This is a genomic window from Hamadaea sp. NPDC051192 (genome assembly GCF_040682475.1).
GTDB lineage: Bacteria > Actinomycetota > Actinomycetes > Mycobacteriales > Micromonosporaceae > Hamadaea > Hamadaea flava.
On the sequence record NZ_JBFBAZ010000049.1, the window covers coordinates 42,720 to 52,688 of the forward strand.

At 72.1% G+C, this 9,969-nt stretch carries 9 protein-coding genes and 1 pseudogene; 6 read left to right on the plus strand and 4 right to left on the minus strand.

Features of this window, described 5'->3' with window-relative positions; translation table 11 throughout:
- Positions 1-19 precede the first annotated feature (19 nt).
- Positions 20-946 (minus strand): AraC family transcriptional regulator, encoded by a 927-nt coding sequence (locus tag AB0M47_RS21660; RefSeq protein ID WP_363416478.1) that lies wholly within the window; start codon positions 944-946, stop codon positions 20-22.
- 88 nt (positions 947-1,034) lie between these two features.
- On the opposite strand from AB0M47_RS21660, the gene AB0M47_RS21665 reads away from it, so the two are divergent.
- Entirely contained in the window at positions 1,035-1,952 is a 918-nt protein-coding gene (locus AB0M47_RS21665; RefSeq protein WP_363416480.1) for an NADP-dependent oxidoreductase, read from the plus strand.
- On the opposite strand, the gene AB0M47_RS21670 is transcribed toward AB0M47_RS21665, so the two are convergent.
- Both AB0M47_RS21670 and AB0M47_RS21675 read right to left on the minus strand, forming a co-directional pair.
- Complete coding sequence (locus AB0M47_RS21670) at positions 1,949-2,890, minus strand: serine/threonine dehydratase (protein WP_363416483.1); 942 nt, start codon at positions 2,888-2,890, stop codon at positions 1,949-1,951. The two genes, AB0M47_RS21665 and AB0M47_RS21670, sit on opposite strands and share 4 nt — an antisense overlap.
- Positions 2,891-2,988: 98 nt before the next feature.
- A complete protein-coding gene (locus tag AB0M47_RS21675; RefSeq protein ID WP_363416486.1) occupies positions 2,989-5,265 on the minus strand; it encodes a glycosyl hydrolase family 18 protein in 2,277 nt (758 codons plus the stop codon).
- A gap of 197 nt (positions 5,266-5,462) precedes the next feature.
- Here AB0M47_RS21675 and AB0M47_RS21680 point away from each other — a divergent pair, with 197 nt between their 5' ends.
- From AB0M47_RS21680 to AB0M47_RS21700, 5 genes are all read left to right on the plus strand, one after another.
- A complete protein-coding gene (locus tag AB0M47_RS21680) occupies positions 5,463-5,927 on the plus strand; it encodes a hypothetical protein (protein ID WP_363416488.1) in 465 nt (154 codons plus the stop codon).
- Positions 5,928-6,004: 77 nt separating this feature from the next.
- Positions 6,005-6,412, plus strand: coding sequence for a YciI family protein (locus tag AB0M47_RS21685; RefSeq protein ID WP_363416491.1), 408 nt, complete (start codon positions 6,005-6,007; stop codon positions 6,410-6,412).
- 26 nt (positions 6,413-6,438) lie between these two features.
- On the plus strand, positions 6,439-7,650 hold the full coding sequence (locus AB0M47_RS21690) for a DUF6596 domain-containing protein (protein ID WP_363416493.1): 1,212 nt from the start codon (positions 6,439-6,441) through the stop codon (positions 7,648-7,650).
- Between the two features lie 40 nt (positions 7,651-7,690).
- A complete protein-coding gene (locus tag AB0M47_RS21695) occupies positions 7,691-7,978 on the plus strand; it encodes a CD225/dispanin family protein (protein ID WP_363416495.1) in 288 nt (95 codons plus the stop codon).
- 3 nt (positions 7,979-7,981) lie between these two features.
- On the plus strand, positions 7,982-8,902 hold the full coding sequence (locus AB0M47_RS21700) for a hypothetical protein (protein WP_363416498.1): 921 nt from the start codon (positions 7,982-7,984) through the stop codon (positions 8,900-8,902).
- A gap of 36 nt (positions 8,903-8,938) precedes the next feature.
- Here the strand turns inward: AB0M47_RS21700 and AB0M47_RS21705 are convergent.
- Positions 8,939-9,969, minus strand: a pseudogene (locus AB0M47_RS21705) (GTP-binding protein); the annotation flags it as partial.

A 9,969-nucleotide genomic window follows, 5' to 3' on the forward strand; every position in this document is an offset into this window, starting at 1 on the left:
ACCGGGCGCGGATCTTCGGCTAACCCGATCGGCGGTACCGGCCCGGCGGCAGCGCGTACTGGCGCTTGAACGCGGCAGTGAAGGCGTATTCGGAGCCGTAGCCGACCCGGCGGGCGATCGCGTGCAGCGGGGCGTCGGTCTGCCGCAGCAGCCGGGCCGCCAGCGTCATCCGCCACCACGTCAGGTACGCCAGCGGCGGCCGACCGGTCAGTTCGGCGAACCGGCGGGCGAACGGCGCCCGGGACAGCCCGGCCTCGGCGGCCAGCGTGGCGACCGTCCACGGCCGGGCCGGATCACGATGGACGGCGTCGAGCGCGGCCACCGTCGCGGGATCGCGCAACGCGGCCGCCCAGCCGGTCCGGGTGTCCGGCGCGGCGTCGTCGACCCAGCTGCGCAGGATGAGCAGCAGCAACGTGTCCAGCAGGGCCCGGACCGCCGCGTCGCCGCCGAGCCGGGGCGCGGCCAGCTCGGCCGCCAGCAGGTCGACCACCGTACGCAGCTCGGGGTGGCGGCCGAGGTGCGCCGGCAGATGGATCAGCTCCGGCAGGCTCAGCAGGAACGGATGCGTCAGCGCCCGATCCAGCTCGTACGCCCCGCACAGCGTCACCGTCGCCGGACCGCCCGGACCACTCGGCTCGCCCACCACCGCGACGGCGCCGCGCTGACCGGGCGGCCCGGTGGGTTCGCACTCGGGCACGGTCACCGGCGTCGACGCGTTGTCGGCGAGGGTGAGCCCGCGCCCGTGCGGCACGAGCAGGACGTCACCGGGAGCGAGCGCCACCGGCCCGGGCTCGACCAGCGTGCACGGCCCGCTCAGGATGATCTGGAACCCGGCCGAGCCCGGCACTCCGGCGAACCGCTGCGCCCACGGCGCGTGCCAGGTCACCTGCGCCGACCGGGGCCGGCCCGTTCGCATCACGCTGATCACGTCGCTGAGCACGTCCACGGGCACACTCTCTCACGAGACGATCGCTTAAGTTTTCAGGACTGCGTCCCATAGATCGTCTCGCGGAGGCCGATCTAGCGTCGAGGACATGCAAGCCGCGAGAATCCACGCCTTCGGCGACCCGTCCGTGATCCGCCTCGACGACGTCGCCCGCCCGGTCCCCGGACCCGGCGAAGTCCTCCTCGAGGTCGCCGCCACCTCCGTCAACCCCTCCGAGATCGGCCTCCGGTCCGGCTGGCTCACCGAGATCCTTCCGGTGACGCTGCCGTACACGCTGGGCTGGGACGTCGCCGGCACGATTTCGGCGATCGGCCCGGGCGTACGCGGCCTGACTCCGGGTGACCGGGTCATCGGACAGCTCGACGGCGGCGCTGCCGCCGAGTACGCCGTCGCACCCGCCGAGCTACTCGTACGCGCCCCGCACCGGATCGCGTTGCGAGACGCCGCAGCGCTGCCGATCGCCGGGCTGACCGCGTGGCAGGCGATCGACCGCGCCCGGATCCAGCCGGGGCGCCGAGTCCTCGTCAACGGAGCGGGCGGCGGCGTCGGCGGATTGGTCGTGCAACTCGCCCGGCACGCAGGCGGGCACGTGATCGCCACCGCCTCCGCCCGCAGCGCCGACGCCGTACGCCGCCTCGGCGCGCACGAGATCGTCGACTACACCGCCGGACCCGTCGCCGACGCCGTCACCGAACCGGTCGACGTGCTGCTGCACCTGGTCCCCGACTCCGGAGCCGAGGTCGCCGGGCTCGTCCGGCCGGGCGGCGTGATCGTCTCCATCACCACCGAGGTGGCGGCCGACGGCGCACGCAGTGAGCAGTTCGTGATGCGGCGGGACCCGGCGCAGCTGGCCGACCTCGTCCGGCTCGTCGACGCCGGAGTGGTCTCCGTCGACATCGCCGACGTCTGGCCGCTCAGCGAGATCGCCGCCGTGCACGCCGACGCCGAAGCCGGCCGGCTCCGCGGCAAAGCCCTGATCGTGCCCAGCGCAGGCGGAAAGGGTTAGACCAGGTCGCTCGGGTCGGTGTTCGCCCCGCACACGATGACGGCCACCCGTTCGCCCGGCTCGGGCCGGTACGCGGTCAGCCCGGCGTACGCCGCGGCCGCCCCGGGTTCGGCGACGATCCGCCATTCGTCCCACAGCCGTTGCCGGGCGTCCCGGATCGCCGTGTCCTCGACGAGCGCGCTGACCATTCCCGTGCGCTCAGCGACGGCGTACGCGATCCGGCCGGCGCGGCGCGCCCCGAGGGAGTCGGCGGCGTAGCCGCCGACCTCGACGTCCACCGGGCCACCCCGGTCGAGGGCCGTGTGCAGGCTGGGCGCCGCGACCGGTTCGACGCCGACGACGCGTACCGGCGTATCGGCCAGGGCGGCCGCGATGCCGCCGACGAGCCCGCCGCCGCCGACCGCCACGAGCACGGTGTCCACCGCGGTGTCCTCAAGGAGCTCCACGGCGATGGTGCCCGCTCCGGCGACCATCTCAGGCTGGTCGTACGCGTGACACACGAACGCGCCGGTCTGCGCGGCCCGTTCGGCCGAGGCGGCCAGGGCGTGGCTGTACTCGGTGCCCGTCTGCACCACGGTCGCGCCGAGCGCCTGGAGCCGCTTCACCTTGACGGCGGGCGCGTTCGCCGGGACGTGGATCTCGGCCGGTACGCCGATCTGCGCGGCCGCCCACGCGACGGCCAGCCCGGCGTTGCCGCCGGACGCGGCGATCACCCCGGCCGGGCCGAGATCGCCCCGTTCCTGGGCGGCGAGCACGTTGTTGAGCGCGCCCCGGGCCTTGAACGAACCCGTGTGCTGGAGGTATTCGAGCTTGAAGACCAGCTCCGGCGCCGCCTCGAACAGGGGCGTACGCCGGATCCGGCCCTCGATGCGCCGCCGGGCGGCGATGATGTCCGCCGGCGTGATGTCCGCCGCGGGTACGTCGGCCTCGGTGATCATGTGCCCAGCGTAGGCGGGACGCGTGGCCGGGGGCGACAAACCCCCGGCCAAACGCCGTCCACTACGGGCCGAGTGTCATCGGCCGGTTGTTCAGCGCGCTACAGACCCGAGGAGACCGCTGCCATGAGCGTCCCGGACGCGGTGTCCCCGGACATCTCCCAGATCATCGTGCCGAGCAGGCCCTTGCTCTTCAGCCAGGTCATCTTCTGGCCGATCGACCAGGTGTCGTCGAAGGACCACCACTGCCCGTTGGCTCCGGTGTAGCAGTAGGTCGAGACCGACTGCGTGTCGTGGTACACCGTGCAGCCGGGCACGCCCGCGATCAGGTTCGAGTAGCCGCGCGTACCGGCCTCCTCGGCGAACTGACCGGGCGCCGCGCCGGTGGCCGACTGCCACTCGCCGTTGACGCTCCCGGCCGCGACGCCCTGCCAGCCCCGGCCGTAGAACGGCAGGCCGAAGGTCAGCTTGCGCGGGCTGATCCCGGCGTCCAGATAGCTCTGGATCGCCAGGTTCACGCTGAACTCGAAGGCGTACGGGTCCTGCGTGTCGCGGTAGAGGTTGGCCTGGTGCCCGGCGCGGTTGGGCTCCCACGAGTTGTCCGAGCCGGCCCCGTGGAAGTCGTAGCCCTGCACGTTGGCGAAGTCCAGCGAGCTGAACACCCCGGTCGGGCCGATGTCCCACCCCGCCGCGATCTTCGCCGGGTCCGCCGGGGTGAACGCGGTGAGCAGGTACCGCTTGCCGGTGGTCACGGTCAGCGCGTCCATCTGCCGCCGGAACTCCGCCAGCAACAGGGTGTTGTTCGCCTTGTCCGCCGGACTCACGTGATTGCCCGCGTGGCCCTCCGCGCCGGGCCACTCCCAATCCAGGTCGATGCCGTCGAAGATGCCGGCCGCCGTGCCGGGACCGCCCGCCCCGTTGTACGCGGGCAGGTTGCCCTTGAGGTAGATGTCCAGGCAGGACTGGACGAACTTCTGCCGGCTGGCCGGCGTCGCCGCGACGTCGGAGAAGTACTTCGAGTAGGTCCAGCCGCCGATCGAGATGAGCACCTTGAGGTTCGGGTACTTCACCTTGAGCTTCTTGAGCTGGTTGAAGTTGCCGCGCAGCGGCTCCCAGCCGGTGTCGCCGACGCCGTCGACCGACTGCGACGCGGCCATCGGGCGGCCGTAGTCGGCGTCCGCGTCACCCGCGCCGGTGCCCTGGTCGGGGTCCTGCGGGTTGCCGGAGACGCCCTTGGTGACGCCCTGCAGGCAGGTCAGGTTCACCGGGTCGATGTTGGCGAAGGCGTAGTTGATGTGGGTCAGCTTCGCCGCCGAGCCGCTCGTGTCGAGGTTGCGGACGAAGTACTGCCGCCCGTAGATGCCCCACTGCACGAAGTAGCCGACCTTGGCGTACTGGCCGGAGCCGATCACGTCGTCGGTCGTCACGCTGACGGCGTTGCTCGCCGCGGACACGTTGTCGTAGGTGTCGCGCGCTTTCACCGTGAACGAGTACGCCGTCAGCGGCGACAGCCCGGACACGGTCGCGCTGGTGCCCGTGACGCTGGCCCGCAGGGTCGTGCCGGTATAGACGTCGTACCCGGCGATGCCGCTGGCGTCGGTGCTGCCCGTCCAGGCCAGGCTCACCGTCGTCGAACTCTTCGCGGTGGACCGCAGGCTGCTCGGCGCGGTCGGCGCGGTGGTGTCGTCGGCCGGGTTCAGCGTCGTCACGCTCACCGGCGTGCTCGCCGCCGACAGGTTGCCCCGGGTGTCCTTCGCCCGGACGCTCAGCGAGTAGGCGGTGTTCGGGGTCAGCCCGGTCACCACCGCGCTGGTGGTGGTGCTGGAGCCCACGACGGTCGAGCCGGACAGCACGTCGTAGCCGGCGATCGGGAAGTCGGTCGCCGCGGCGGCGGTCCACGACAGCGACACCGTCTTGGTGGTACGCCCGGTGACCGCCAGGCCGGTGGGCGTACCGGGGGCGCGGTCGGCGCTGCCGTCGCACTTGTTGCCGTTGATCCGGCAGTTCAGCGGGGCGGCCCCCGACCCGTACGCCACCCACCACGGGCTGTACGGCTCGGTCGTCGCCCCGGCGGCCACCGTCCCGTTGTAGTGCGCGTTGACGATCGTCACGTGCGAACCGGACTGGCTCGCGACTCCGTTGTAGACGTTGCCGAGGGTGGCTCCCGACGGCAGATCGAACTCCAGGGACCACCCGGTGATCGCCGCCGACGTGGGATTGGCGACGACGTACTTGTCGAGATACCACGAGCCGTTGTTCGCCGCCGAGAACGTCGCGGTCAGCCCGGCCGCGGCGTACGCGGCGGGCGCGGCCGCGACCAGGGCGGTGGCCACGATTCCCGCGGTGAGCAGCGCGCCCATCAGGCGTCTGGTGCGCATGAGCCCTCCCCTATTTTTAGGAAACTTTCCTGAATATTTAAGGCTGGACCGTGCCCGAGTCAATGCTACATTCAGATTTCTGGATAAGTTGCCCGCGGCAACATCAGGCACAGCCGCAGGCGACGTCCAACCGGTCGCCGGCAACGTGCAGCACAGCCGCCGGCAACGTCCGGCACAGCCGCGCGCCTCTACCCGGCATGAGAAGGTTCGCTCCCCGCGCCGTCGCCGTCGCAGCCGTCCTGGGCGCCGGGCTGCTCGCCATGCTGCTGGGCCTGCCGGGAGTCACCACGGTGACCCTCGACCGCTGCCACGTCACCTACGACCGGCTCGAACGGCAGCAGTCCCGATGCGACGGGCATTGGCAATCGCTGTTCGGCACCGCGCACGGCCCGGTGAACGGGGCGTTCGTCGGCACCGACTGGCAGGCCGTCACCGCCGAACCGGACAGCCGCTACGAGTGGGAGGTCACCATCCCGGAGTCCGGCCGACGGCAGCTCGCCCTCATCGGGCCGGGCCGGGCGTACGCCGTCGCCGCGCTCAATCCGCTGAAGCTTGCCCCGCAGCTCTGTGTCGCACTGCTCCTGCTGCCCGCGCTCGGCTTAATGATCGCGATAGCCCGGCGAGCGGCCCGGGACCGCGCTCAGCAGAAATTCGCCGATTGATTCGGCCGACGGTGTCCGGTCACGTCCGGCGGCTCCGACGTCCCGGGTGAAAGGATCGCCAAGAGGAGGAGAGCCCGATGAAGTACATGATCCTGACGTTCGGCTCGCAGGCCGACTACGACCTGATGAGCGGCAAGGGCGACGTCAGCCCGGAGGACTGGGCGCCGATGTACCAGTTCATGGAGAACCTGAACCGTGAGCTGACCGAGTCCGGCGAACTGGTCGACACCAAGGCGCTCGTCTCGCCCGTGCACACCCGCCGCGTACGCGGGCTGGAGAACGGCGTCCCCGTCGTGACCGACGGACCCTACGCGGAGACCGAGGAGGTGCTCGCGGGCTGGTGGATCGTGGAGTGCGACGGCTTCGACCGGGCCACCGAGATCGCGGCGAAGCTGTCCGCCTGCCCGAGCCCGGGTGACGTCTGGGCCAACGGGTACGCCGACGTCCGGCCGATCGCCGACGGGCGCGACGAACTGGACCTGTGACCCCGGCGGACCACCGGAGGAACGGCATGACCGAGACCGAGGACCTGCTGCGCGACCTGGCGCCGCGGGTCCTCGGCGCGCTCGTGCGCCGGTACGGCCATTTCGACCTGGCCGAGGACGCGGTGCAGGAGGCGTTGCTGGCCGCCGCGACGAGCTGGCCCGCCGACGGGCTGCCGGCCAGTCCCCGGGGCTGGCTCATCACGGTCGCCGCCCGGAAGCTCACCGACCTGCTGCGCAGCGAGCAGGCGCGGCGCGCCCGCGAGGAACGGTATGTGCTGCTGACGACGGGCACGAACGCGGAATCCGGTGGGCCCGGCGAGGACGACACCCTCGTCCTGCTCTTCCTGTGCTGCCATCCGGCGCTGACTCCGGCGTCGCAGATCGCGCTGACGCTCCGCGCGGTCGGCGGCCTGACGACCGCCGAGATCGCCCGCGCCTTCCTCGTCCCCGAGGACACGATGACGCGGCGGATCACCCGCGCCAAACAGGCCGTCGCCACCAGCGGCCAGCCGTTCGCGCTGCCCTCGCCGGCCGACCGCGATCAGCGGCTCGCCGCCGTGCTGCACACGCTCTACCTCGTGTTCACCGAGGGGTACGCGACCACGTCCGGCCCGGCGTCGCATCGAGTGGAGCTGACCACTGAAGCGATCCGGCTGACCCGGATGCTGCGTCGGCTGCTGCCGGACGAGTCGGAAGTCGCCGGGCTGCTGGCGCTCATGGTGCTCACCGACGCACGTCGCGCTGCGCGTACCAGTCGGGACGGAGCGTTGGTGCCGATGGCGGAACAGGACCGTGGACGGTGGGACGCGGACCTGATCGCCGAAGGCGTCGACCTGATCACCGCAGCCTTGCCGCGCGGGCCGGTGGGTCCTTATCAGCTGCAAGCCGCCATCGCGGCGCTGCACGACGAGGCGCCGAGCGCCGAGCAGACCGACTGGCCGCAGATCCTCGCGTTGTACGAGGTGCTGCTGAAGCTGGCCGACAACCCGATGGTGGCGCTGAACCACGCGGTGGCGGCGGCCATGGTGCACGGCCCGCAGACCGGACTGGACCTGCTCGAACCGCTGGCCGCCGACGCCCGCACGCGCGACGACCACCGCCTGTACGCCGTCCGCGCGCATCTGCTGGAGCGGGCCGGGCGGCTCGACGAGGCCCGGGCGGCGTATCGGGAGGCCGCCGACCGGGCGCGCAACCTCCAGCAGCAGCGCTACCTCAACGGCCGGGCAGCCCAGCTCTGACGGGTCAGCGGGATTGGCGCGGCTTTGCTACACAGTGGTCATGACCGATCCCTACGGCAGCCCCTCCTACCGCGGTGACAGCTCGCCGGGGTTGTGGCTCGGCCTGTCCATCGCGGCCACCCTGTTCTGCTGCACCCCGCTCGGCATCGTCGGCATCGTCTTCTCGGCGATGGCGATGGACGCCAACAGCCGCGGCGACCACGGGCTGGCCGAGGAGCGGACCGAACGCGCCAAGAGCTGGACGTTGTGGGCGGTCGGCCTGGGTGTGCTGATCATCATCCTGTACATCTGCCTCCTGGCGAATCGGGCCGGCAGCCGCGACTATTAGGCCGTGCCCACTGCCGCCGACCCCCGTGCCGTGCCGGCTCGGGAGGCGGCCGCGCGGCTGCCCGCCGAGCCGGGCGTCTACCGGTTCCGTGACGAACGCGGCCGGGCGCTGTACGTCGGCCGGGCGGTGAATCTGCGACGCCGGGCGCTGTCGTACTGGTCTGATCTGGACGATCGGCCGCACCTGCGGCGGATGATGCCCCGCGTCACCCGGGTGGAGGCGGTCGTCTGCGCCTCCGACCACGAGGCCGCCTGGCTGGAACGCACTGTGCTCGAACGCCGCCTGCCGCCGTGGAACCGGACGGCCGGCGGCCAGGAGACCCCGGTCTACCTGCGGTTGGACGCGTCGGCGACGGCTCCCGGGCTACGGGTGGCGTACACGCCGGCGGCGGGCGGCTTCGGCCCGTATCTCGGCGGGACGAAGGTACGCGCCGCCATCGCCGGACTGCACCGCGTCTTCCCCCTCCCGTACGCCGCCGACGCGCTCACGTCGGCCGAGCGCGACCTGGCCCGCGTACGCGAGGTGACGCCCGGGTCTCGGGAGCAGCTCGCCGCCGCACTGGCCGCGGTGCTGGCTCGCGATCCCGACGCTGTCCGGCTCCTGCGGGCGGAGCTGATCGCCCGGCGCGACGAAGCCGCCCGGCGGACGGCGTACGAACACGCCGCACGAGTGCAGACCGAAATCGAGGCGGTGGACTGGGTGGTGGCGACCCAACGGGTGACCGGGTACGCCGACCGCGACCTGGACTTCCACGGCTGGGCCGCCGGACGCCTGGTGCGCTTCGAGATCCGGGCGGGGCGGCTCGACGGCTGGCAGGTCCGGCCGTGCTCGGCGGCGGCCGCGGCGGCCCGGGTCGCCGCGACTCCGGCGGAGTGGACCGCGTTCGCGACACACAACGCCGAACTCGCGGCCGCCCTCAGCTGACGCCCCCGCGCCTTGCCCGGCGGGCCGCCGGGCGGGTCAGACCCGGCGCAGGACGTGCAGCAGGTATTCCTTGCGGTGCAACGGGTTGAGGTCGGTCCGCGCTCGTTCCGGGGCACGGCCGCGGACGGGGCGGTAGTGGTCGAACTCGGCCTCGATCACACCCTCGCCCCGAGTCAACGCGGGCAGCCGTTGCTGAATCGCGTGGACCTCGGCCGCCGGGACGTCGGCGGTCAGCTCGAACGCCGGCCCGGCCGTCACCGGTGCGTACGGGACGGCTCCGTGCTGGGCGAGCAACCGCAGCACTGCGCGGAGCGTGTCGGCCGGCCCTTCGATCGTCAGCCGGTGCACCGGCTCGCACACGACCGTGCCTGCCTGCCGCAACGCGTCCATCAACACCATCGGCACCAGCTTGCGGTAGTCCCCCGCCGTCGTGCCGGGCGAGTTGTAGGCGCAGTCGGTGAGCGTGACCACGACGTCCTCCACCCGCCAACCACGCAGTCCCTGCTGGAGCGTCTCGCGTACGGTCTGCTCCAGGGCGTCCCGGAAGACGTCGACCGCCTTGTAGACGAACAGCGGCATGGTCTCGACCGGCACGTCCAGCCGGACCGTCAGGCCGCTGCCGGGCGTACCGGGTTCGACGCGCAGCCCGACCGTGGCGAGGAACGGGTTGCGGTAGATGTGCTCGACCGCCGCGCCGACGCCGACGACCCGCTCGGCGCAGATCATCGTGGTCTCCCGGAACGTCACCGCGACCCCGTACTGCTCGGTCAGCGTGGTCTGGATGACCTCCTTCTGCACCTCGCCGTACAGCGACAGGTACAGCTCGCCGCGCAGATCGTCCTGACGGAGGTTGATCAGCGGGTCCTGCTCAGCCAACTGCGTCAGCGCGGTGTGCACCGCCGTCCGGTCGGCCGCGTCGGGCACGACCACGGTCTCCAACGTCGGCGGCGCGAACAGGTGACCCGTCGTCGCGCGGTACTCGCCGATCGCGTCGCCGATGCGGGCGTCGGTCAGGCCCCAGACTTTCGCGATGCGTCCGGCCTCGACCGAGTTCCGTGGGACTGCGG